Source organism: Tepidiphilus olei, assembly GCF_006980705.1.
GTDB lineage: Bacteria > Pseudomonadota > Gammaproteobacteria > Burkholderiales > Rhodocyclaceae > Tepidiphilus > Tepidiphilus olei.
On sequence record NZ_SBHO01000002.1, the window covers coordinates 237,732 to 259,349 of the forward strand.

The 21,618-nt window shown below is 65.4% G+C and carries 20 protein-coding genes; 7 read left to right on the forward strand and 13 right to left on the reverse strand.

Annotation, left to right across the window (positions count from 1 at the left end):
- Positions 1-2 precede the first annotated feature (2 nt).
- Both EPD80_RS04265 and EPD80_RS04270 read right to left on the reverse strand, forming a co-directional pair.
- The gene (locus EPD80_RS04265) at positions 3-974 is read right to left on the reverse strand and encodes an NAD(P)H-dependent flavin oxidoreductase (RefSeq protein ID WP_142809690.1); all 972 of its coding nucleotides are present in this window, start codon (positions 972-974) and stop codon (positions 3-5) included.
- Positions 975-1,045: 71 nt separating this feature from the next.
- Positions 1,046-2,431, reverse strand: a complete 1,386-nt coding sequence (locus tag EPD80_RS04270) for a M48 family metalloprotease (protein WP_221928839.1) — start codon at positions 2,429-2,431, stop codon at positions 1,046-1,048.
- 8 nt (positions 2,432-2,439) lie between these two features.
- Between EPD80_RS04270 and EPD80_RS04275 the strand changes: the two genes are divergently transcribed.
- From EPD80_RS04275 to gshB, 3 genes are read left to right on the forward strand one after another with little or no spacing between them, the layout of a single operon-like run.
- Positions 2,440-3,717: an HsdM family class I SAM-dependent methyltransferase gene (locus EPD80_RS04275; protein ID WP_142809691.1), complete on the forward strand. Its 1,278-nt coding sequence runs from the start codon at positions 2,440-2,442 to the stop codon at positions 3,715-3,717.
- Between the two features lie 44 nt (positions 3,718-3,761).
- Complete coding sequence (gene gshA / locus EPD80_RS04280; protein WP_142809881.1) at positions 3,762-5,063, forward strand: glutamate--cysteine ligase; 1,302 nt, start codon at positions 3,762-3,764, stop codon at positions 5,061-5,063.
- On the forward strand, positions 5,060-6,007 hold the full coding sequence (gene gshB / locus EPD80_RS04285) for a glutathione synthase (protein ID WP_142809693.1): 948 nt from the start codon (positions 5,060-5,062) through the stop codon (positions 6,005-6,007). The genes gshA and gshB overlap by 4 nt, the downstream gene beginning before the upstream one ends.
- A gap of 15 nt (positions 6,008-6,022) precedes the next feature.
- On the opposite strand, the gene EPD80_RS04290 is transcribed toward gshB, so the two are convergent.
- From EPD80_RS04290 to EPD80_RS04320, 7 genes are all read right to left on the reverse strand, one after another.
- Complete coding sequence (locus EPD80_RS04290; RefSeq protein ID WP_185957704.1) at positions 6,023-8,713, reverse strand: cation-translocating P-type ATPase; 2,691 nt, start codon at positions 8,711-8,713, stop codon at positions 6,023-6,025.
- A 312-nt stretch (positions 8,714-9,025) separates the two neighbouring features.
- Positions 9,026-9,706, reverse strand: coding sequence for a hypothetical protein (locus EPD80_RS04295; protein ID WP_142804008.1), 681 nt, complete (start codon positions 9,704-9,706; stop codon positions 9,026-9,028).
- Between the two features lie 116 nt (positions 9,707-9,822).
- On the reverse strand, positions 9,823-11,151 hold the full coding sequence (locus EPD80_RS04300; RefSeq protein ID WP_185955338.1) for an ammonium transporter: 1,329 nt from the start codon (positions 11,149-11,151) through the stop codon (positions 9,823-9,825).
- A 23-nt stretch (positions 11,152-11,174) separates the two neighbouring features.
- Entirely contained in the window at positions 11,175-11,513 is a 339-nt protein-coding gene (gene glnK / locus EPD80_RS04305) for a P-II family nitrogen regulator (protein WP_142804009.1), read from the reverse strand.
- A gap of 256 nt (positions 11,514-11,769) precedes the next feature.
- A complete protein-coding gene (locus EPD80_RS04310; protein WP_142804010.1) occupies positions 11,770-12,552 on the reverse strand; it encodes a MetQ/NlpA family ABC transporter substrate-binding protein in 783 nt (260 codons plus the stop codon).
- Positions 12,553-12,593: 41 nt separating this feature from the next.
- Positions 12,594-13,259 carry a methionine ABC transporter permease gene (locus EPD80_RS04315; RefSeq protein WP_142804270.1) on the reverse strand — a complete coding sequence of 222 codons (666 nt, stop codon included), beginning with the start codon at positions 13,257-13,259 and terminating at the stop codon, positions 12,594-12,596.
- Entirely contained in the window at positions 13,259-14,266 is a 1,008-nt protein-coding gene (locus EPD80_RS04320; protein WP_142804011.1) for a methionine ABC transporter ATP-binding protein, read from the reverse strand. Before EPD80_RS04320 ends, EPD80_RS04315 begins: the two co-directional genes overlap by 1 nt.
- A 216-nt stretch (positions 14,267-14,482) precedes the next feature.
- On the opposite strand from EPD80_RS04320, the gene EPD80_RS04325 reads away from it, so the two are divergent.
- From EPD80_RS04325 to gdhA, 4 genes are all read left to right on the forward strand, one after another.
- Complete coding sequence (locus EPD80_RS04325; protein WP_142809697.1) at positions 14,483-15,523, forward strand: DctP family TRAP transporter solute-binding subunit; 1,041 nt, start codon at positions 14,483-14,485, stop codon at positions 15,521-15,523.
- Between the two features lie 151 nt (positions 15,524-15,674).
- Complete coding sequence (locus EPD80_RS04330; RefSeq protein WP_142809699.1) at positions 15,675-16,163, forward strand: TRAP transporter small permease; 489 nt, start codon at positions 15,675-15,677, stop codon at positions 16,161-16,163.
- Positions 16,160-17,446, forward strand: a complete 1,287-nt coding sequence (locus EPD80_RS04335; protein WP_142809702.1) for a TRAP transporter large permease — start codon at positions 16,160-16,162, stop codon at positions 17,444-17,446. Before EPD80_RS04330 ends, EPD80_RS04335 begins: the two co-directional genes overlap by 4 nt.
- Positions 17,447-17,576: 130 nt before the next feature.
- Positions 17,577-18,920, forward strand: a complete 1,344-nt coding sequence (gene gdhA / locus EPD80_RS04340) for an NADP-specific glutamate dehydrogenase (protein WP_142809704.1) — start codon at positions 17,577-17,579, stop codon at positions 18,918-18,920.
- Between the two features lie 42 nt (positions 18,921-18,962).
- Here the strand turns inward: gdhA and EPD80_RS04345 are convergent, their stop codons facing one another.
- Genes EPD80_RS04345 through cydB form a run of 4 tightly spaced genes read right to left on the reverse strand, consistent with a single transcriptional unit; the run spans position 18,963 to position 21,597 of the window.
- Complete coding sequence (locus EPD80_RS04345; protein ID WP_142804013.1) at positions 18,963-19,928, reverse strand: SLAC1 anion channel family protein; 966 nt, start codon at positions 19,926-19,928, stop codon at positions 18,963-18,965.
- A gap of 40 nt (positions 19,929-19,968) precedes the next feature.
- Positions 19,969-20,277 (reverse strand): cyd operon YbgE family protein, encoded by a 309-nt coding sequence (locus EPD80_RS04350; RefSeq protein WP_142804014.1) that lies wholly within the window; start codon positions 20,275-20,277, stop codon positions 19,969-19,971.
- Positions 20,267-20,401, reverse strand: coding sequence for a cytochrome bd-I oxidase subunit CydX (gene cydX, locus EPD80_RS04355; protein WP_142804015.1), 135 nt, complete (start codon positions 20,399-20,401; stop codon positions 20,267-20,269). Before cydX ends, EPD80_RS04350 begins: the two co-directional genes overlap by 11 nt.
- 59 nt (positions 20,402-20,460) lie before the next feature.
- Positions 20,461-21,597 carry a cytochrome d ubiquinol oxidase subunit II gene (cydB, locus tag EPD80_RS04360; RefSeq protein ID WP_185957705.1) on the reverse strand — a complete coding sequence of 379 codons (1,137 nt, stop codon included), beginning with the start codon at positions 21,595-21,597 and terminating at the stop codon, positions 20,461-20,463.
- Positions 21,598-21,618: the final 21 nt, after the last annotated feature.

The following is a 21,618-nucleotide window of genomic DNA, read 5'->3' on the forward strand; positions in this document are numbered from 1 at the left end:
AATCAGCCCGCAAGCGCCGGGCTGCGCGGCAGAGCGCAGGCGGCCTCGTATTCTCGCGCGAGCTGCTCGACGAGCGTGGCAGCGGGCAGCACTTCGTGGATGAGCGACACGCCGTGCCCCGCGCTCCAGACGTCGCGCCAGGCGCGCACCTCCGAGCCAATGTCGTGCAGTTTCCCCTTGCCCGAGAGCTGCTGCAACTTCTCCGGCGTGAGCCCCGCCGCTTCCAGGCTGGGCCAGAGGAAGTTGGCATTGACTCCCGAGATCGCGTCGGTGTAGACCACGTCGTCGGCGCGCGAGCGCAGCAGCATCTCCTTGTACGCATGGGGGGCCATCGACTCCTCGGTGGCGATGAAGCGCGTGCCGAGATAGGCGAAATCGGCCCCGAGCACCTCGGCCGCGCGCACGCCGTAGCCATCGGAAATCGCCCCGGCCAGGATCAAGGTCCCTTCCCAGAACTCCCGAATCTCGCGCACCAGGCTGAAAGGGCTCTGCGTGCCGGCGTGCCCTCCCGCACCTGCGCACACGGCGATGATGCCATCGACGCCGGCCTCGATCGCCTTGCGCGCGTGCCGCGCCCGGATCACGTCGTGGAAGACGAGCCCGCCGTAGCCGTGCACCGCCTCCACGATGGCCTGCGGATTGCCCAGGCTGGTGATGACGAAGGGCACGCGATGGGCCACGATGCAGGCCAGATCCTCCTGCAGGCGGGAATTGGTGTGGTGCACGATGAGATTGACGCCGTAGGGCGCGCAGGGCCGGTCGGGATGCTCGCGCCGAAAGGCCGCCAGCGCCTCCTCGATGCGCGAAAGCCAGACTTCGAGCTCGCTCGCCGGTCGGGCGTTGAGCGAAGGAAAAGTACCGGCCACTCCGGCCTGACAGCAGGCGATCACCAGCTCGGGGCCGGAGACGAGGAACATGGGCGCGGCGATCACCGGCACACGGAAACGCCCTGTGAAGGCGGCGGGAACGGGCATGGTCTTCTCCTGAGGGATGAGGCGAATCGCCCGATTCTAACATTCGTTCGAAACAGGTTTCGAACGATCGTTCACCTCAAATACCCCCACTGCCGCAGACGCTGCCGGGCATAGGCCGCCGCCTGACCGCGTCCGCCGGTGCGCTGCAGCACGTCGGCGTAGAGGCGCGCCGCCTCCTGCCGCCGCCCCAGCCCCTCGAGCGAGACGCCGCGCAGGAAGGTGATGCCGGTATCTCCCGGCAGCAGTCGGTCGTAGGTTTCCAATGCGACCAGCGCCTCGTCGAAGCGGCGCTGCTGCAGGGCCGTCGCGGCCAACACCTTGTGCGCCTGGGCTTCCTGGGGATAGACGGAGCGGGCGTGCTCGGCATAGGCGCGCGCCTCGTCGAGCCGCCCACGCGCGAGCAGGGTCTGCGCCAGGCGCACATTGGCGGCGTAATCATCGGGCGTGAGCTTGACCGCCTCACGGAAATGCTGCTCGGCCTCGGTGAGTTTTTTCTCGCCCATCGCCTCTTCGCCGCGACCGCAACGCTCGATGGTCGGACGCAAGGTGCGCAGCGGCGCCGTCCGGTCCATGAAGCGTTCGCGCTGCACGGGAAAACGCTCGCCGTCGGCGAACTCGGTCTCGGCCAGCCATTGCGCCCGCTGTATCCGCTCCTGGGTCAGCGGATGCGTCGAAAACATCGTCTCGATCAGCCCCGGTCTGGTTTTTTCCTCCTCGAGCAAAACCTGGTGCAGCCGCACCATGGCACTGGCGGGATAGCCGGCGAGCACCATGTAGCGCTGGCCCAGGTAATCCGCCTCCCGCTCCTGCTCCCGCGAATAGGATGCGAGCAGGGCACTTGCGCCCACCGCCCCACCCTGCACCAGCCATTGCCCCCAATCGCTCCGGCTCGTGGCCGCATCGAGCGCGGTGAGCGCCACCTGCGCCAGCATCGCCTTGGCCTGCTGTTGCGCCGAATGGCGCGCATTGACGTGGCCGATCTCGTGGCCGAGCACTGCCGCGAGCTGTGCCTCGTCGTCGAGCCGCACCAGCAGGGCCCGCGTCACTCCGACCGATCCGGCGGGAAAGGTGTAGGCGTTGAGATAATTCGCGTTGAGTCCACGATACGAATATGGCAGAGACGGACGATGACTCACCGCATGCACCCGAGCACCCACCTCGCTCACATAGGCATTGACCGAAGCCTGCGGGATCGGCCCCAAGTCTTGAGAGAACTGTTGCGGGGCGAGCTGGCGATCGAGGCTGATTTCCTGCGCCTCGCTCATGCCGACGAAGATGGTCTCACCGGTGACCGGCGAAGTGGCGCACCCGGAAAAGAGCGGTGCAGTCAGACTTGCCCCCAACAGTGCGAGCGCCTGCCGTCGTGTCATCGGCCGGCGGCCGAGCACATCAAGCGTCATCCAAGCGGTCTCGTGCATCTTGTCCTCCTGCGGCAGCAGCACGGAATCGGCTATCATCCCGCTCCATGATAGAAGAAATTCCGCCGGACGCGCTGGGGCAGGTGTTCACGCCCGAGCCCGTGGTACGCGCCATGCTGCGCCTGCGCCGCCGCCACGGCCGCATCCTCGAGCCCGCCTGCGGTGACGGGGCCTTCCTGCGCCACCTCGAAGCCGACGCCCTCGCCTGCGAGCTCGACCCCCGCGTCTGTCCGCCGCGGGCGCGCTGCCTCGACTTCTTCGCCCTGCCCGAGCACGAAACCTTCGCCACGATCATCGGCAACCCCCCCTACGTGCGCCGTCGCGACGTACTGCCAGAGACCGCCGCGCGGCTCGAAAGCCGCCTGCTCGACGGCCACGCCAATCTCTACCTGCATTTCATCGAGAAGGCCGTGCGCCACCTCGAACCCGGCGGCGAGCTCATCTTCATTACCCCGCGCGATTTCCTCAAGGCGACCGCCGCCCGGCGGCTCAACCGCTGGCTGCTCGCGGAAGGCCGTTTCACCGAAGTGATCGACACGGGCGATGCGCGCCTCTTTGCCGGCGCCGTGCCCAATTGCCTCATCTGGCGCTTCGAGCGCGGCCGGCGCGCACGCACGCTGCGCTACGCCGAGCTGGGACGTGAACCCGGCTGGCAGGAACGGCTCGCCGCGCTCACCGCCGTTCTGCCTGTTACTGACGACGAGATCCCGCCACCGTGGGAAGCGCGCACCGTGCTCGAACACGACGGGCACCTCGCCTTCGTGCGCGACACGTATCCCCTGCGCCTGTCGCAGATCGCCCGAGTGTGCGTCGGTGCCGTCTCCGGGGCGGACGAGATCTACGCCGACCCCCGCTGGGCGAACCGCGAATTCGTCTGTTCCTCCACTGTGCGCGATGGCCGCACTCGACCCATGCGCTTCGTGCGTCCCGGCGAGCCGCCACCTCCGGAACTGATTCCCTTTCGCGAACGGCTGCTCGCGCGGCGCGTTCGGGATTTTGATGAGAATAACTGGTGGGAATGGGGACGCTACCATCGCGAGAGCGACGCGCCGCGGGTGTACGTAAACGGCCGCACCCGCGCTCCGCGCCCCTTCTTCGTCCACCCTTGCCGGGATTGGGACGGCAGCGTGCTGGCGATCTTTCCCCACGACCCGAACCTCGATCCTGCCGAGCTCGCCGCCGCGCTCAACGACGAAGTCCCCTGGGCCGAACTCGGCTTCGTGTGCGACGGGCGCTTCATCTTCTCGCAGCGCAGCCTGGAGCGCGCGCCGTTGCCCGCCTCCTTTGCCCGCTTCCTGCCCGGGCGGTGTGACGAGGCGGCGTAACCGGTACAATCGCGGACGAACCACCCGCAAGGATGCCCCTCATGATGGTCCCCCACCTCACGACCGCCCTCAGTGGGCCACTACTGGCCATCGAGCGCCAGTTCCTCGCAGAGCTGCCGGCGATCGAACAATGGTTCCGCGGCGGTTTCAGCGAGCATACGCCTCCTTTCTATGCCTCCACCGACCTGCGCAACGCCGGATTCAAACTCGCGCCGGTCGATCTCAATCTCTTTCCCGGCGGCTTCAACAACCTCTCCGACGACTTTCTGCCCTTGGCGGTACAGGCGACGCAAGTGGCGATCGAGCGTGTCTGTCCCGAAGCCAAGCGCCTGCTCCTCATACCCGAGAACCACACGCGCAACCGCTACTACCTGCTCAACGTCGCCCGCCTGCAGCGCATCCTGAGGCTGGCCGGCCTGGAAGTACGCATCGGCTCGCTGCTGCCCGAGATCACCGCCCCGACCGAGCTCGAAGCGGCCGAAGGCGAGCACGTGCTCGTCGAACCCTTGGTGCGCCGCGGCAACCGGCTGGGGCTCGCCGACTTCGACCCCTGCGCCATCCTGCTCAACAACGACCTCTCGGCCGGCGTGCCGCCGATTCTACGCGGCCTCAGCGAACAGAACGTGATTCCGCCCCTGGTGGCCGGCTGGCATACTCGACGCAAATCACACCACGCCGAGATCTACGCCCGCGTCGCCACCGACTTCGCCGAGGCGATCGGCCTCGATCCCTGGTACCTCGTCCCGGCGCACCGGGTCGTATCCGGTCTGGATTTCCAGAGCAAAGAGGGTGAAGACCGGCTCGCCGACACCGCCTCCGAGCTCTTCGCCGAGATCCGCACAGCCTACGCCGCCCGCGGCATCGACCAAGAGCCTTTCCTCGTGGTCAAGGCCGACGCCGGCACCTACGGCATGGGCGTGATGACGGTCAAGGATCCGGCCGAGCTGCGCGAACTCTCGCGGCGGCAGCGCAACAAGATGGCCAAAGTGAAAGAAGGGCTGGAAGTGCATCAGGTGATCGTGCAGGAAGGCGTGCCCACCTTCGAGCGGCTCGGGGACGCGGTGTGCGAACCGGTCGTCTATATGATCGATCACTACGTCGTGGGCGGTTTCTACCGTATGCACACCGAACGCGGCCCCGATGAAAATCTCAATGCGCCGGGCATGCACTTCGAGCCGCTGCGCTTCGCTTCGAGCTGCTCGCTGCCCGATTCGGGCCTCGCTCCCGACGCCGAACCCAACCGTTTCTACGCCTACGGCGTGGTGGCGCGCCTGGGCCTGCTCGCCGCCGCCATCGAGATCGAAGAGCTCGTCGCCCGTTTCGAGGAACAAGGAGAAGCGGCATGAAACTCGCGTTTCTCGTCGATCCCCTGGCCAAGCTCAAGGTGACGAAAGACTCCTCCATCGCCATGATGCGCGCCGCCAAGGCACGTGGCCACGAGATCTGGACCTGCCAGCGCGAGGGGCTCGAGTGGGCAGAAGGCGCCGTGTGGCTCACGGCCCAGCTCGTCGCGCTCACCGATGGTGGAGCCGGCGCCTGGTACGAGGTCGTCTCCGAAGCGCGCGTGCGCGCCGACCAATTCGACGCCCTCCTCATGCGCCAGGATCCGCCCTTCGACTTCGAATACCTCACCGCCACCTGGCTGCTGGAGCGCGCCGAGGCGCAAGGGGCCCGCGTCTGGAACCGGCCGCGGGCGATCCGAGACCATTCGGAGAAACTCTCCATCCTGGAATTCCCACAGTTTACGCCCGCCACGATGGTGGCGCGCGACCCCGAGCGCATCCACGCCTTCATCGACGCTCTGGGCGACGTGATCCTCAAGCCGCTCGACGGCATGGGCGGAAGCCAGATTTTCCGCGTGCATCGCGAGGACCACAACCGCTACGTGATCGTCGAGACGCTGACGCACCACGGGCACCGTACCATCATGGCCCAGGAATACCTGCCGCAGATCCGCGACGGCGACAAACGGGTGCTCGTGATCGCCGGGCAAGTGATGCCCTATGCGCTCGCCCGCATCCCCAAGCCCGGCGAGACGCGCGGCAACCTCGCCGCGGGCGGACGCGGCGTGGCCGTGCCGCTCACCGAGGCCGAGCGGGAAGTGGCCGAGGCGCTCGCGCCCATCCTGTGGCAGCGGGGGCTTTTGATCGTGGGGCTCGACCTCATCGGCGGACGGCTCACCGAGATCAACGTCACCAGCCCTACCTGCATGGTGGAAATCGCGGCCCAGACCGGCTTCAGCGTGGCCGATGAAGTGATCGCAGCGCTCGAACACCTTGCCGCCGCCTGAGCACGGCAACACGCCTCACAGCGTGACCCGCCCCGTGCGGCGCAGCATGGCCTTCTCGGCCTCGACTACGGTAAAAGCGACCAACGCCCCGACGAGCGCGTAGATCCAAGCAAAGGCATCGAGCGCTTCGGTGCGAAAGAGCATCTGGAACGGAGGGGCATAGACGAAGGCCAACTGCAGCAGCGCCAGCACCCCGATCACCGGCCACAGCGCCGGATTGCCCCGAAAAACGTCCACGCTCCAGCCGCTCGCGACGAAGCGTCGGCAGTTGAACAGATACATCACCTCGGCGCACACCAAGGTATGCGTGGCCGCCGTGCGGGCGAAGTCCTCGCCGAGCTCACGGACGAGGGAAAGGCCGTAAGCGCCATAGCTCAAGAAACAGATCAACGCGCCGATGAAGGCGATGCGCCAGGCCATCGGCCCAGTGACCAAGGGCTCGATCGGCGGGCGCGGCGGACGCTGCATCACGGCCGGCTCCGGCGATTCGAAGGCAACGGCGATCGCCAACGTCACCGCCGTCACCAGGTTCACCCACAGAATCTGCGTGGCCGAGATCGGCAGCGACCAGCCCGCCGCCAGCGCGATCGCCACGACCAACGCCTGCGCCATATTCGTCGGCAGCACGAAGAGCAGCGCCTTCTTGATGTTGTCGTAGGCCACGCGCCCCCAGCGCACGGCCTGGGCGATGGTGGCGAAGTTGTCGTCGGCGAGCACCATGGCCGAGGCCTGGCGGGCGGCGTCGGTACCGCGGCGGCCCATGGCCACGCCGATGTCGGCCGCCTGCAGCGCCGGCGCGTCGTTGGCTCCGTCTCCGGTCATGGCCACGATGTGTCCCTGCCCCTGGAGTACACGCACGAGGCGCAGCTTGTTCTCCGGCGCGGCCCTGGCGACGACGTCGGTCTCGACGATGCGCCTTCCCAGGACTGCGTCGTCGAGTTGCTCGATCTCCGTGCCAGTCAGGGCCGTGTCGGCACGCAGCCCCAGCATGCCGCCGATGGCCCGCGCCGTCACCGGATGATCGCCCGTGATCATCACGACGCGGATACCAGCCTCGTGGCACTCGCGGATCGCATCCTTCGCCTCCGGCCGCGGTGGATCCTCGAGCCCTACCACCCCCAGTAAGGCGAACCCTTCGTCGATGTCCTCGTAGCGCAGCGTTTCCTTGGGCTCAGGCAAGCGTTTCCAGGCCAGCGCGATCATCCGCCGCCCCTTGGCCGCTTCCTCCATCAAACGCTCTTCCCAACTCGCCACGTCGAGCGGCTGCCCGTCGGCATCGTGGAGACAGTGCGCCAGCACCACTTCGGGCGCGCCTTTGAGCAGGATCACGTGGTTGCCGTGATGGTCGTGATTGAGGGTGGCCATCCAACGCCGCTCGGATTCGAATGGGATCAGATCGACCCGCGGCCAGCAGCCGTGCTCACGCTCCGGATCCAAGCCGGCCTTCAGCGCCATGCTCAAGAGGGCGATCTCGAGCGGATCCCCCTCGCCATGCCAGTTCCCCTCGGCATCCGTATGCAATGTAGCGTCGTTGCACAGCAGCGCCGCCCGTGCGAGCCGCACCAACCCGCGCACGCTCTCCGGCGGACGAGGCCGTCCGCCGCGCACGAATTCCCCCACCGGCTCGTAGCCCGAACCCGTCACCTCCACGGCATCGTGTGGCAACAACACCGAGGTCACGGTGAGCTCGTTGCGCGTGAGCGTGCCGGTCTTGTCGGTACAGATCACCGTCACCGAACCGAGCGTCTCCACCGCCGGCAAGCGGCGCACGATCGCCCGGTGCTGCGCCAGCCGCTGCCCGCCGATCGCCAGGATGATGGTGACGATCGCCGGCAACCCTTCCGGAATCGCCGCCACCGCGATACCGACCACCGCGAGGAAGATCTCGTCGACCGCCTGCCCCAGCCCCCAATAAGCCCAAGCGAAAAGCAGGGCCGACAGCGCCACGATCACCACCGCCGTTGCCTGGGCAAATCGCGTCAAGCGGCGGGTGAGGGGCGTCTCCAGTCGCGTGACGGTGGCCACCAGTTCGCCGATGCGCCCGAGCTCGCTGTCCCCGCCGGTGGCCACCACCACGCCCAGACCCTGACCCCGCACCACCGTGGTGCCGCTGTAGGCCATGCATCGCCGCTCGGCGAGCGGCGTCGCCTCATCGACGAGCTCCGGGTTTTTCTCCACCGGCAAGGATTCTCCCGTGAGCGCGGCCTCGTCCACGGCCAACTGGCGCGCGGAGACGAGGCGCAGATCTGCCGGCACCACCATCCCCGATTCGAGAAAAACGAGATCGCCCGGCACCAGTTCCTCGGCAGCGATCTGATGCCGTCGCCCGTCGCGGACCACCACCGCGGTTCTGGCCAGCATCGACTTCACCGCCGCCAACGCTCGCTGCGCCTTGCCCTCCTGGATCGCGCCCAGCACCGCCGAGACGACCACCACCGCAAAAATCACCGCCGCATCGATCCAATGCTCGAGGTACGCCGTGATCACTCCAGCCACGAGCAGCACATAGATCAAAGGATTGTGAAACTGGCGCAGCAAGCGCAACCACGCCGGATCGGGTGGAGCCTCCGGCAAACGGTTCGGACCATGAACGGCCAGACGACGTTCGGCCTCGGCCCGGGCCAGGCCGCGCTGCAGATTCGTCGCCAACTGCTCGGCCACCTCCGCCGGCGACTGGGCATGAAAAGGTTTGTTCCTTCGGTTCATGGACGTCATCGCGGAACTCGACACAAAGGGACGGTGCGATGCAGCATACCATGAATGAAGGGTCGCCCAAAAACCCGCGAATCGACTGCGCAGGCGGCCTCGTTGCTAGGGCGGCGAGAAAAACCCGCGCGAGCGATTGCAGGGCGGGGCACCCGGAGCACGGGCTGCGAGACCGATCACACTTGGATGGACGAGCCTCCGAGCGCCGGAGAACGCCGCCATGAGACCACATGGTAGGTTAGCCGGGGCCCGCTACGTGCACGTACCGTGCGACCAAGCACGTGCATCATGGACGCCCGAACGGAGGACGGCTCAACCGCGTCGTCCGCCCTGCCAGGCAGCGAGCAAGAAATCGCGATAAGGGGCGAGCAGGTGGATGGGGACTTCCACCACCGGGCCACCCAAGGTGGTACCGAGATAGCGCCCCTGCACGGCGGCATCGACCCCTGGCAAGAGCACTTCCACCGGAGCGTTGGCTTTGAGCCGCAAATTGCGCTGCGACTCGTCGAAAAAAACCGAGCCATGGGTGAAATTGAGCTGTGCCTCGGTCTCGAGCGGCTCATCGTTGGGCCGCACGCCGCGCACCACGACAGGGGCCAGGCGCACGTCGTTGCATACCTTGAGCGCCTGGGTGCGGATGCGCTTCTCCAGCTCGTCTTCGGAGAGAAAAGGCGCATTGCCCACGCGCGCCTCCACTTCGGCAAGCTCCTCGTCGGTGAGGTGCGGCGCGGCGCGCACGAGGAGTTCCTTGGGCAGCATTTTGCCCGGCTCGCGCCGAGGACGCTCGACATCCACCCGATGCTGCAGCTTGTGGACCATGATGCCACCGCCCTGCAAACGCTTGCTGGCCACCGCCTTCAATCCCTGATGCACGACGTCTCCCAGCAACCCATCGACGACGCGTGCGAGGTCGGCACGAGGCATCTTTTGCAAGGGCTCGGGCAAAGACACTTCCAACGTATACGTGAGGATGAGGCGACTCGTATCTTTCATGGGCAAGGTAGGCGATCCAATGATCGCATGCTAGCACGACTGCGGCCCACCGACCAAGAAAAAGCCCCCGGCTCACCACCGGGGGCAACGACGTAATGCCGTCGGAGAGGAGATTTTTACAGGCGATACGCCGTCTCACCGTGTGCGGTCACGTCCAGACCCTCGCGCTCCTCTTCCTCGCTCACGCGCAAGCCTCCGGTGAGCGCTCCGGCCACTTTGAAGGCGAGGAAGGCCACCACGGCGCTCAGGACGAGCGTGACGACCACGCCATAAAACTGAACCCACACTTGATGGACGATGGAAAAATCCGCATCGCCCGTTCCGCCGAGCAGGGGTGAGGTAAAAACCCCGGTGAGCAGCGCCCCGACGATACCGCACACTGCATGGACGCCGAAGACGTCGAGCGAATCGTCGATGCCATGCCAGCGCTTGAGGGCGCTCACGCCCCACAGACCGGCCACGCCGCCAACGAGCCCCATGACGATGGCACCAATCGGACCCACCGTACCACAGGCCGGCGTGATCACCACGAGCCCGGCCACCGCGCCCGAAGCCGCTCCGAGCATGGACGGCTTGCCTTTGACGAGCGCCTCGGTTGCACTCCAGGAGAGCACCGCCGCCGCCGTGGCAAACAGCGTGTTGAGAAAGGCGATCGCCGCACCCGAGGTCGCCTCGAGGTTGGAGCCGGCGTTGAAGCCGAACCAGCCCACCCACAGGAGCGAAGCGCCCACCATGGTCAATGGCAGGGAGTGCGGTGCGAGCGCTTCACGGCCATAGCCGAGGCGCTTGCCCACGAGCATCGCCCCCACGAGCCCCGCCACGCCGGCGTTGATGTGCACCACCGTGCCGCCGGCGAAGTCGATCGCTCCCTCCTCGAGCAGCCAGCCGCCCGGCCCCCAGACCATGTGGGCGATCGGCAGGTAGGAGAAGGTGAACCACAGCACCGTGAAGACCATCACCGAGGCGAACTTGATGCGCTCGGCAAATGCTCCGACGATGAGCGAACACGTGATGGCAGCGAACGTCCCCTGAAACGCGATGAAGACGTACTCCGGCAGTTTCACTTCGTCGGTGAAGGTGTCGGCGAGGCTCTCGGGCGTCACGCCACTGAGGAACACCTTGGCAAACGACCCCAGCCAGGGCATCGCCTCGGTGAAAGCAAGGCTGTAACCATAAAAGGCCCACAGCACCAGCACGAGCGAAGTCACCATCAACACCTGCATGAGCACCGAGAGCACATTCTTCGCCCGTACCATGCCGCCGTAGAAGAGCGCCAAGCCCGGCACGATCATCATCAGCACCAAGAGCGTGGCCGTCATCATCCAGGCGACGTCACCGCGGTGCACCACCGGTGCCGTCGCGCTCGCCGCTTCCTGCGCCCACGAAGGAAGAGAGGCCGTCGCCAGGAGCGCCACTGCGCCGAGTCGTTCGATTCCGTATTTCATGATCCGTCTCCTCGTCCTAACCGTCACAACGCCGCCGCGCCGGCCTCGCCGGTGCGGATGCGAATCGCGTTTTCGAGATCGAAGACGAAGATCTTCCCGTCGCCCACCTTACCGGTGAAAGCGGACTTCTCGATCGCCTCGAGCACCGGTTCGAGCAGCTCGTCGGCAATGGCCACTTCGAGCTTCACCTTGGGCAGGAAATCGACCACGTACTCCGCTCCGCGGTAGAGTTCCGTGTGCCCCTTCTGCCGCCCGAACCCCTTGACCTCGGTCACCGTGAGCCCTTGCACGCCGTTCTCCGAGAGTGCTTCGCGCACCTCGTCGAGCTTGAACGGCTTGATGATCGCCATGACGAATTTCATGTTCCTTCTCCGTAGCGGGTATGCCCACCCCTACGAAGCAGGAATCGTGCCAGAAGAGAGGAAGACGAAAAAAGGACGCGGCACGAACCGCGTCCCTGCGCACGGACGGCCCGGAATCGGGGCCTCCGTACCACCGATCACAGATGGGCCAGGCCGAATCGGACCGCCCCCGATGATCACTACTCGGGACGAATGCACCGTTTCGGTGCGTCAAACGGTCGATCCGTCCACTCTGGAGCGAATCGATCCGGGTCCTTCAAAACGCCGGCACCACCGCCCCCTGGTATTTCTCGAGGATGAAGCGCTTCACCGCCTCCGAGTGCAAGGCACGCACGAGCTTCTGCATGGCCTCGCCATCTTTGTTGTCCGACCGGGCGACGAGGACGTTCACGTAGGGCGAATCGGCCCCTTCGATGACGAGCGCGTCTTTCGTGGGGTTGAGTCCGGCCTCGAGTGCATAGTTGGTGTTGATGAGGGCCAGATCGACCTGGTCGAGGATGCGCGGCAGCGTGGCCGCCTCCAGTTCCTTGAACCGCAGGCGCTTGGGATTGTCGGCGATGTCGCGCGGCGTGGCGGTGATCTTCGCCGGATCCTTGAGCGTGATGAGGCCGGCGCGTTGCAGCAGCAGGAGCGCCCGCCCGCCGTTGGTCGGATCGTTGGGGATGGCCACGACGGCGCCCTCCTTGAGCTCGTCGAGCTTCTCGATACGGCGGGAATAGGCGCCGAAGGGCTCGATGTGCACCCCGGCCACCGCCACCAGATCGGTGCCGCGATCCTTGTTGAACTCGTCCAGGTAGGGTTTGTGCTGGAAGAAGTTGGCATCCATGCGCTTCTGCGCCACTTGGATGTTGGGCTGGACGTAGTCGGTGAACACCCTCACCTCCAACTCCACCCCTTCCTGGGCGAGCATGGGTTTGACGTACTCCAGGATCTCGGCATGCGGCACGGGCGTGGCCGCCACCGACAGTTTCTCGGCCCAAGCGGCCGGAACGAGACCGAGCGAAGCGCCCAGGATCAGCAGGGCGTTTTTCCATTTCATGACACGACACTCCTTCCTTGATTGAAAAATCCGCTGCCACCCTAGCGGCGGCTGAAACGCAGCACGAGCCGATCGCCCAGCATCTGCAACAATTGCACGAGCACCACCAGCAGGGCCACCGTGATGACCATCACGTCGGTCTGGAAACGCTGGTAACCGAAACGGATGGCCAGATCTCCCAGGCCGCCCCCGCCGATCACCCCCGACATGGCGGCGTACGACACCAGGGTGATGGAGGTGACGGTGACTCCGGCGAGGATCCCCGGCAAAGCCTCGGGCAGGAGCGCCCCGAAGACGATCTGCGGCACCGTCGCCCCCATGGCTTGGGTCGCCTCCACGATGCCCCGATCCACCTCCCGCAGCGCCGCCTCCACCAGACGAGCGAAGAGCGGCGCCCCGCCCACCACCAGCGGCGGAATGGCCCCCGGCACCCCCAGCGAGGTTCCCACCAGCACGACGGTGACCGGGATCATGACGATGAGCAGGATCACGAACGGCACGGAGCGCAGCAGATTGACCACGAAAGAGAGCACCGCATAGACGAGCGGCTGCTCCAGCAGCTGGCGCTTGCCCGTGAGAAAGAGCGCGACCCCCAAGGGCAAACCCAGCAGCACAACGAAAAAGAGGGACACACCGACCATGACTAGCGTATCCCAGCAGGCCCGGCCGATCTCCAGCCAATCCACATTGGTCAGCCATTGCGCCATCATCGCAGCACCTCCACATCCACCCCTGCTGCGGCGAACGCCTGCAGCGCCGCCTCCACGTCCCCCCTGACGAAGGAGAGAGTCAATTGACCGTAAGGAACGTCCTTGATGTGATCGATGCGGCCGGCGAGGATGCTGAAATCCACCCCGCAGCGCCGCACCACCTCGCCCAACAACGGCCGGTAGGTCGACTCTCCCTTGAACGTCAGCCGTACCACGCGCCCCTCCGCGTGCTGCAGGCTCTCCTGGAATTCCTCCCTATCGACGTGCTCGCTCTCGAGCACGAATTCACGCGTCGTGGGATGGCGGGGATGGAGAAAGACCTCACTCACGGGCCCGGTCTCCACCACCCGTCCACCGTCCATCACCGCCACGCGGTCGCACACCCGCCGCACCGCGTCCATCTCGTGCGTGACGAGCACGATGGTGAGCCCCAGGCGACGGTTGATGTCGGAGAGCAGCTGCAGCACCGAACGGGTGGTCTGTGGATCGAGGGCGCTGGTGGCCTCGTCCGACAGCAGGATGGAAGGACGACAGGCCAGCGCCCGGGCGATACCCACCCGCTGTTTCTGCCCGCCGGAGAGCTGGGCTGGATATTTGTCCGCGTGCTCGCTCAAGCCGACCAGGGCGAGCAGCTCCTCGACCCGCGCCGCGATGGCGGCCTTGGATTCCGTGCCGGCGATCTTCAGGGGAAAGGCTACGTTCTCCGCCACCGTCTTGGACGAGAGCAGGTTGAAATGTTGGAAGATCATGCCGATGCGCCGACGGAAGGCGCGCAGCTGCGCCGGCGCCAGGCGGGTGACGTCCTCGCCTTCCACCACGACGCGCCCCTGGCTCGGACGCTCGAGCAGATTGACGAGACGCAGCAACGTAGACTTCCCCGCGCCGGAATGCCCGACGATGCCGAACACTTCCCCTCGTTCGATCGTCAGCTGCTCGACTTCCAGCGCGAGCGTTTCCTGCCCCCGGACGAGGTACGTCTTGCGTACGCCGTCGAATTCGATCACATCCACCGTCCTTCAGTGCAAAAAGCGGATTTTCGCATGGGAAGGGCGTCATTTCGACGAATCTTCGGGAATGAAGGTATATCACCGATTGACGCCGTCTGCCGCTGCGGCGATACTTCACGCGGGATTTTTTCATGCCTTGAACGGCCGAATCCAAATCGTGCCTTTTGGCATGTCACTTACGCTCATGATAACCATCCCAGAGAGGAGACTCCGATGCAAATCCGACGCCGTTTCACCACCGCCCTGCTCGCCGGCCTGCTGGGTGCCACCCTGCTCGGTACCGGCAAGCCCGTCCTGGCCGCCGGGCCGTACAAGGAGGAGTACAAACTCTCCACCGTGCTCGGCGAAGCCTTTCCCTGGGGCTGGGGGGCCAAACGCTGGGCCGAGCTCGTCGACGAGAAAACCCAAGGACGCATCAAGATCAAGGTCTACCCGGGGGCCGCGCTCGTTTCGGGCGATCAGACGAAGGAATTCACCGCGCTACGCCAGGGCGTGATCGACATGGCCGTCGGCTCGACCATCAACTGGTCGCCGCAAGTCAAGGAGCTCAACCTCTTCGCCCTACCCTTTCTCATGCCGGATCACCGTGCACTCGAAGCGCTCACGCAAGGGCGGGTCGGCAAGAAACTCTTCGACACGCTCGCCGAGCGCGACGTGGTGCCGCTCGCTTGGGGCGAGAACGGTTTTCGCGAGCTCTCCAATTCCAAGCGCCCCGTCCGGTCTCCCCAGGATCTCGCCGGGCTGAAGATCCGCGTCGTCGGTTCGCCGCTTTTTCTCGCCACCTTCAACGCCCTGGGCGCCAACCCGACGCAGATGAGCTGGGCCGACGCCTTGCCGGCCATGGCGACCGGTGCCGTCGACGGTCAGGAGAATCCCCTGTCGGTGTTCAATGCCGCCAAGCTGCACACGGTGGGACAAAAATACCTGACCCTGTGGGGCTACGTCGCCGATCCGCTCATCTTCGCCGTCAACAAGAATGTCTGGAACAGCTGGAGCCCGGAAGACCGGCAGCTGGTGCTGGAGGCAGCGCAGCAAGCCGCGCGTGAGGAAATCGCCCGTGCCCGCGCCGGCATCACCGCCGAGGACGACAGTCTGCTCAAGGAAATCGCCGCCAACGGCGTCGAGATCGTGCGCTTGACCCCGGCCGAACGCGATGCCTTCCGTCAGGCGACCGTCGGCGTCTACAAGGAATGGGCGGACAAGATCGGAGCCGATCTCGTCAAACAAGCCGAAGAGGACATCGCTAAGCGCTGAGCACCCGAAGCGCCCCGTTGCGAACGAGATCGTCGCAACGGGGCGCCGGGGTTCGCGATCGCCGCGCTCGGCAGATCGATTCATCGGCGCAGCGCCTCTATCCGGACGAAGCCACGCTGGGGCTTCGCCCACCGAGCAATTAGAGCCGAACATGGAAATTCCCGAAGAATCCCCTGCAGCGGCGGAAAAAGGCCGGACTCATTCTTGGGAGGAGATCGTCGTCGGCCTCGTGATGGCGGCAATCGTCGTCATCACCTTCGCCAACGTCGTCGTGCGCTATTTCACCGCGCAATCGCTCGCCGCCACCGAAGAGCTGTCGATCGCGCTGCTGCCCGTGCTCGCCTTCCTCGGCTCCGTGCCGGCTTTTTTGAATGATCGCCACATCCGCGTCACCTTCTTCGTCGAGCGCCTGCCTCGACGCTGGCGCATCCTCGCGGAACGGCTCGATGCCCTCGTCACCGTCGCCCTCTACATCTTCCTCACCTGGTATGCGGCACGCCTCACCTACGACCAGTTCCGTTTCGAGGAGACTTCGCCCGCGCTGGGCGTACCGCAGTGGTGGTACACCATCTGGCTACCGCTGCTGTCGTTCGTGATCGCCGTACGCCTTGCCCTGGCGCGATTCGGGAGACGCCCATGATCGGCCTCACCCTCGTCAGCCTCTTTCTCCTCGCGCTCATTGCGGGCATGCCCCTTGCCGTCGCCCTAGGCCTGGCCAGCATCACCGTGCTCGCCCTGGCCGGGTTCGACCAGCTTGCCGTCCCCACCAACCTCTACGCCGGCATCGCCAAATATCCCCTACTGGCGATTCCGATGTTCATCCTCGCCGGCATGATTTTCGAGCGCTCCGGGGTAGCGCTGCGCCTCGTGCGCTTCATCAGCGCGCTGGTCGGTGAATGGACCGGCTCGCATGCCGTCGTCGCGGTGTTGGTCTCGATGCTGCTCGGTGGCATTTCCGGCTCCGGCCCGGCCGATGCCGCCGCCGTTGCATCGGTCATGCTCCCATCGATGGTCGCACGCGGTTACCCGAAAGGATTCTCGGCCAGTCTCATCGCCGCCGCCGGTTCCACGGCGATCATCATCCCGCCCTCGGTGGCCTTCATCGTCTACAGCGTGATGGTGCCGGCGGCGACGGTGCCGGCGCTCTTCGCCGCCGGTTTGATTCCCGGCGCCATCGCCGCCTTGTGCCTGCTCATCCCGGCGATTCTCATCAGCCGGCGCCACGGTTATGGTCGCGCCGACAGGCGAGAACCACGGCCGCCGCTGGGCAAGAGTTTCTTCGAGGCAATTTGGGGTCTGCTCGCCCCGGTCATCATTCTCGGCGGGCTACGCATGGGGCTTTTTACGCCCACCGAGGCCGCGGTGGTCGCAGTGGTCTACGGCGCCTTCGTCGGAATCGTCGTCTACCGCAGCCTCGATCTCAAAGGGCTGTTCCGCATCCTGATCGACGCGGGAGAACTCTCCGCCGTCGTGCTGATGATCATCGGCATCGCTTCGGTGTTCGCCTGGGCCGGCAACACGCTGGGGATATTCGACGCCGCCGCCTCCATGCTCGTCGGTTTCCATTCGAGCCCGGTGCTGATGCTCGTGTCGATCAACCTGCTACTGCTCGTCGCCGGCATGTTTCTCGACGCGATCTCGATTTTCCTCATCCTGCTGCCGCTGCTCGTGCCGATCGCCCAGGCGATGGGCTGGGACCTCGTCTGGTTCGGGGTGATGATGACGATCAATCTGGCGATCGGCCAATTCACGCCCCCCATGGCCCTGGCGCTGATGATCACTTCGCGCATCGCCGGTATCCGCATGGAAGAAACTTTCCGCTGGGTGTCGTGGTTCGTGCTAGCCATGGGCCTGGGCCTCGCGGCCTTGATCGTCTTCCCGGAATTGGTGCTGTGGTTGCCACGTCGGATGGGTCTTGGCTAAAAGTGCACCTTTTGAACACAAAGAGTGCATTCAGTCACCACAACGGTGCGATAATTATCGAATTTGGTGCAAGGCGAAGGGCGTGCGCCGCGCACCGACCCGTTGTTTCCACTCTGAAAGGCGCCAAGCCATGAAATACCCCACGCTGCAAAGCTTCCTCGACTACGTTGCGCAACGCAACCCCGGTCAGCCCGAATTCCTGCAGGCGGTGACCGAAGTGATGGAGAGCCTGTGGCCGTTCATCACGCAGCACCCGCGCTACGCGCAGCACGCGCTGCTCGAGCGCCTCGTCGAGCCCGAGCGCGTCATCATGTTCCGCGTCTCCTGGGTCGACGACCACGGCGAGGTCCAGGTCAATCGCGGCTACCGCATCCAGCACAACTCCGCCATCGGCCCCTACAAGGGCGGACTGCGTTTCCACCCTTCGGTGAACCTCTCCATCCTCAAGTTCCTCGCCTTCGAGCAGACCTTCAAGAACGCCCTCACGACGCTGCCCATGGGCGGCGGCAAGGGCGGCTCCGACTTCGATCCCAAGGGCAAGAGCCCCGGCGAAGTCATGCGCTTCTGCCAAGCCTTCATCACCGAGCTCTACCGCCACATCGGCGCCGACACCGACGTACCGGCTGGCGACATCGGTGTGGGCGGGCGCGAGGTCGGCTTCATGGTCGGCATGATGAAGAAACTCACCAACGATTCTTCCTGCGTCTTCACCGGCAAGGGTCTCTCTTACGGCGGTTCGCTGATCCGGCCCGAATCCACCGGCTACGGCACGGTCTACTTCGCCGAGGAGATGCTGCGCCACGCCGGCCGCAGCCTGGAAGGGATGCGCGTCGCGGTATCGGGCTCCGGCAACGTCGCCCAGTACGCCATCGAAAAACTCATGGAGATGGGGGCCAAACCCATCACCTGTTCCGATTCCAGCGGCACGGTGGTCGACGAGGAAGGATTCACGCCGGAAAAGCTCGCCATCCTCATGGAGGTGAAGAACCACCGCTATGGTCGCGTCTCGGAATACGCCCAACTCGTCGGTGCCACCTTCATTCCGGGCGCCAAGCCGTGGAACGTGCCGGTAGACGTGGCGCTGCCCTGCGCGACCCAGAACGAGCTCGACGCCGACGACGCGATGACGCTGGTGGAGAACGGCGTGGTGGCGGTGGCCGAAGGCGCGAACATGCCCTGCACACCGGAAGCGGTCAAGATCTTCGAGCATCGCGGCGTGCTCTATGCGCCGGGCAAGGCGAGCAACGCGGGCGGCGTGGCCACCTCCGGCCTGGAGATGAGCCAAAACGCCATGCGGCTTTCCTGGACGCGCGAAGAAGTCGACGCTCGGCTCAGGGAGATCATGAAAGGCATCCACGACGCCTGCCTGCAGTACGGTCTGCGCGAGGACGGCTCCGTGAGCTACAGCGACGGCGCCAACATCGCCGGTTTCGCCAAAGTGGCCGACGCCATGCTCGCCCAGGGGGTCATCTGACCGCCTGCCGCGCCCGGTGCCCTCGGCGCCGGGCGTTTTTCTTCAATGCCCCTCCACGCAGATCTCTCGCCGCGCCACGGCGATGGCGGTACGCACCAGCAGCAGCACGATGAGCAGGGTCAAGATCGCCAGCAGCACGATGCCCAGGCCGCGGTAGAAGCCCAACCCCGTCTCCTTGGCCATGATCATGGTGGCGATGGTGAGCGCCGCCAGCGGGAAAGAGTACGCCCACCACGACAGGAAGAATTTCAGCCGCACGAAGTAATTCGCCTGCACCGCGAGCAACAGGGCGAAAAAGAGCGCCACGCCGTAGAGCACGTGCGCGAAAGCGTCGACCTGCCCACCCAGGTTGTACCAGGAGATGAACCCAACGGCCGGCGGTGCGATGAAAATGAACAGCGTCGGCACGAAACGCTCGGGCAGGCTGGTGTGAAAGATGAGCCGGTAGAAGAGGATCGCCGTGAGCACCGGCCAGAAAAACAAGCCGATGCTGAAGAAGAACCACGATATCTCGACCGGCGCATGGTGCAAGCCGGCGATCGGCACCAGGATGTTTCCCACCACCGGGATGAACCACGCCGGGTTCATGTGCGTGATCTCGTACTTCGTGTGGTGCATCCACGACGACATGACGTAGAGCGTGAGTGCCAGGTGCAAGAGCGTACCGACGCTCCACAGCCAGAACGACAATCGCGGTGCATCGTGCAGCAGCACGATCGATAACAGAATCATGCCGATCGAGATGGTGGGGCCGAACGCCTGCTTGACCGGATGAGCGAACTCCTCGCGCACCGCGCCGGGATACTTCGCCGCCTTGGCCGCATACAGCACCGCCACCAAGACGAACAAGCCCAAGGCGATCCAGCGCAACACGCAGCTCGGGGCGAAGCCGACATCGTAGACCGTCTCGGCCCGCATCCAGGCGATCGAGAAGCCCGTGAAGCCCATGATCATGGAAAACCACGCCACGGGGAAATTCTTGAGGCGGGAAGAGGGGTGTTCATTCATGGTTGGTCACCGCGGGAAAAAGCATCCGTAACCGGTTCGACTATATCACGGCGGCGCCGGCAAAGCGCCACGCCAGCGCCCCGGCGAGCGCCGCGAACGCCGCCCAACCGGAGAAGATCCACCGCCAAAGCCAAAAGCGCGGGATGAACCCCACCCCGCGCACGAAACCGGCCGCCATGGCCCAGAACCACAACATCGCCAGACCATGGTTGGCCTTGCCGGATGCCTCGGCCAGCCAATCGGGGCGAAAACTGCCCACCAGCATCAAGGCGATCCCCACTCCCAGCGCCAGCGGCTGGATCGAGGCCGACCGGATCTCCTCCCTACCAGGCACTGCTTCAGGTGGCATGGGTCTCGCCCTGCGAGCGGGACCGTTTCTCCCTTGCATCCTCCTGCGCTTCCCACCACAGGCCGACCACGATGGCCAAGAGGACGGCAAAACCCACACCCAACGCCCAGGCAAAATACCACATACGAATCTCCTTCCATGCGGGGCGACGAAGCAGGGTGCTTCGCCGCGGGTTATCTCCGTTTAGTACGCCTGCTTCTCGTTTTCCAGGATGTAGGCCTTGGTCACCTTGCCGGCCATCACCTTGTAGGCCCACGACGTGTAAGCGATGATGAGCGGCATGAAGATGACGGTGGCCCAGAACATCACCGTGAGGGTGAGATGGCTCGAGACCGAATCCCACACGGTGAGCGAGGAGCGTGGATCGCTCGAGGAAGGCAGGATGAAGGGAAACATCGCCACGCCCGCCGTACCGATGATGCCGGCGATCATCAGGCCCGATGCCCAGAAGGCGAAGAAGGTGCGGCCGGCACGTACCGCCCATATCGCCGCCAACCCGCCGAGGAAGGCGAGCGCCGGCACCGCCCACAGCAGCGGCTGCTGCCGGTAGTTCGCCATCCAGGCCCCGGCCTCGCGCACCACCTCCTTGGCGAGCGGATTGGGCAAACCGGCCGGATCGGCCCCGGCGGCGATCACGTAGCCGGGAATGGCCTGCACCCACACCCCGGCGGCGGCAAAGGCCACGAGCGCGATCACGCCAAAGAGGAGCGCGGCGCGCACCGCGCGCTGCTGGATTTCCCCTTCCGTGCGGTGCGCCAGATAAACGGCGCCGTGGAAGGTGATCATGGCCGAGCTCACCACCCCGGCGAGCAACGCGAAGGGGTTGAGCAGGCCCCAGAAGGACCCTTCATAGTAGGGCACGAGGTTGGCGTCGAAATGGAACGGAACGCCTTGCAGCAGGTTGCCGAAAGCCACGCCGAAGATGAGCGGCGGCACCGCCCCGCCCACGAACAGACCCCAGTCCCAGGTCTTGCGCCACGTGGCATTGTCGATCTTGCTGCGGTAGTCGAAGCCTACCGGACGGAAAAAGAGCGCCCACAGCACGGCGAGCATCGCCCAGTAAAAGCCCGAGAAGGCCGTGGCATAGACCAAGGGCCAGGCGGCAAAGATCGCCCCGCCGCCGGTGATGAACCACACCTGGTTGCCGTCCCAATGCGGGCCGACGGTGTTGATGATGACGCGCCGCTCGGTGTCGTCCTTGCCGACGAAAGGCAGCAGCGTCCCCACCCCCATGTCGTGCCCGTCCATCACGGCAAAGCCGACGAGCAGCACGCTGACGAGCAGCCACCAGATGACCTTCAGCGTTTCATAATCCATCATGATCTTCTCCCGAGATAGGGT

Coding starts and splice junctions, on each gene's coding strand:
- cydB (WP_185957705.1), bottom strand. CDS start 21,597: ATGATGGATTATGAAACGCTGAAGGTCATCTGGTGGCTGCTCGTCAGC.
- EPD80_RS04330 (WP_142809699.1), top strand. CDS start 15,675: ATGGAAATTCCCGAAGAATCCCCTGCAGCGGCGGAAAAAGGCCGGACT.
- glnK (WP_142804009.1), bottom strand. CDS start 11,513: ATGAAATTCGTCATGGCGATCATCAAGCCGTTCAAGCTCGACGAGGTG.
- EPD80_RS04265 (WP_142809690.1), bottom strand. CDS start 974: ATGCCCGTTCCCGCCGCCTTCACAGGGCGTTTCCGTGTGCCGGTGATC.
- EPD80_RS04345 (WP_142804013.1), bottom strand. CDS start 19,928: ATGAATGAACACCCCTCTTCCCGCCTCAAGAATTTCCCCGTGGCGTGG.
- EPD80_RS04315 (WP_142804270.1), bottom strand. CDS start 13,259: ATGGCGCAATGGCTGACCAATGTGGATTGGCTGGAGATCGGCCGGGCC.
- gshA (WP_142809881.1), top strand. CDS start 3,762: ATGGTCCCCCACCTCACGACCGCCCTCAGTGGGCCACTACTGGCCATC.
- gshB (WP_142809693.1), top strand. CDS start 5,060: ATGAAACTCGCGTTTCTCGTCGATCCCCTGGCCAAGCTCAAGGTGACG.
- EPD80_RS04275 (WP_142809691.1), top strand. CDS start 2,440: ATGATAGAAGAAATTCCGCCGGACGCGCTGGGGCAGGTGTTCACGCCC.
- EPD80_RS04295 (WP_142804008.1), bottom strand. CDS start 9,706: ATGAAAGATACGAGTCGCCTCATCCTCACGTATACGTTGGAAGTGTCT.
- EPD80_RS04270 (WP_221928839.1), bottom strand. CDS start 2,431: ATGATAGCCGATTCCGTGCTGCTGCCGCAGGAGGACAAGATGCACGAG.
- EPD80_RS04325 (WP_142809697.1), top strand. CDS start 14,483: ATGCAAATCCGACGCCGTTTCACCACCGCCCTGCTCGCCGGCCTGCTG.
- EPD80_RS04290 (WP_185957704.1), bottom strand. CDS start 8,713: ATGAACCGAAGGAACAAACCTTTTCATGCCCAGTCGCCGGCGGAGGTG.
- cydX (WP_142804015.1), bottom strand. CDS start 20,401: ATGTGGTATTTTGCCTGGGCGTTGGGTGTGGGTTTTGCCGTCCTCTTG.
- EPD80_RS04335 (WP_142809702.1), top strand. CDS start 16,160: ATGATCGGCCTCACCCTCGTCAGCCTCTTTCTCCTCGCGCTCATTGCG.
- EPD80_RS04350 (WP_142804014.1), bottom strand. CDS start 20,277: ATGCCACCTGAAGCAGTGCCTGGTAGGGAGGAGATCCGGTCGGCCTCG.
- EPD80_RS04300 (WP_185955338.1), bottom strand. CDS start 11,151: ATGAAATACGGAATCGAACGACTCGGCGCAGTGGCGCTCCTGGCGACG.
- EPD80_RS04310 (WP_142804010.1), bottom strand. CDS start 12,552: ATGAAATGGAAAAACGCCCTGCTGATCCTGGGCGCTTCGCTCGGTCTC.
- gdhA (WP_142809704.1), top strand. CDS start 17,577: ATGAAATACCCCACGCTGCAAAGCTTCCTCGACTACGTTGCGCAACGC.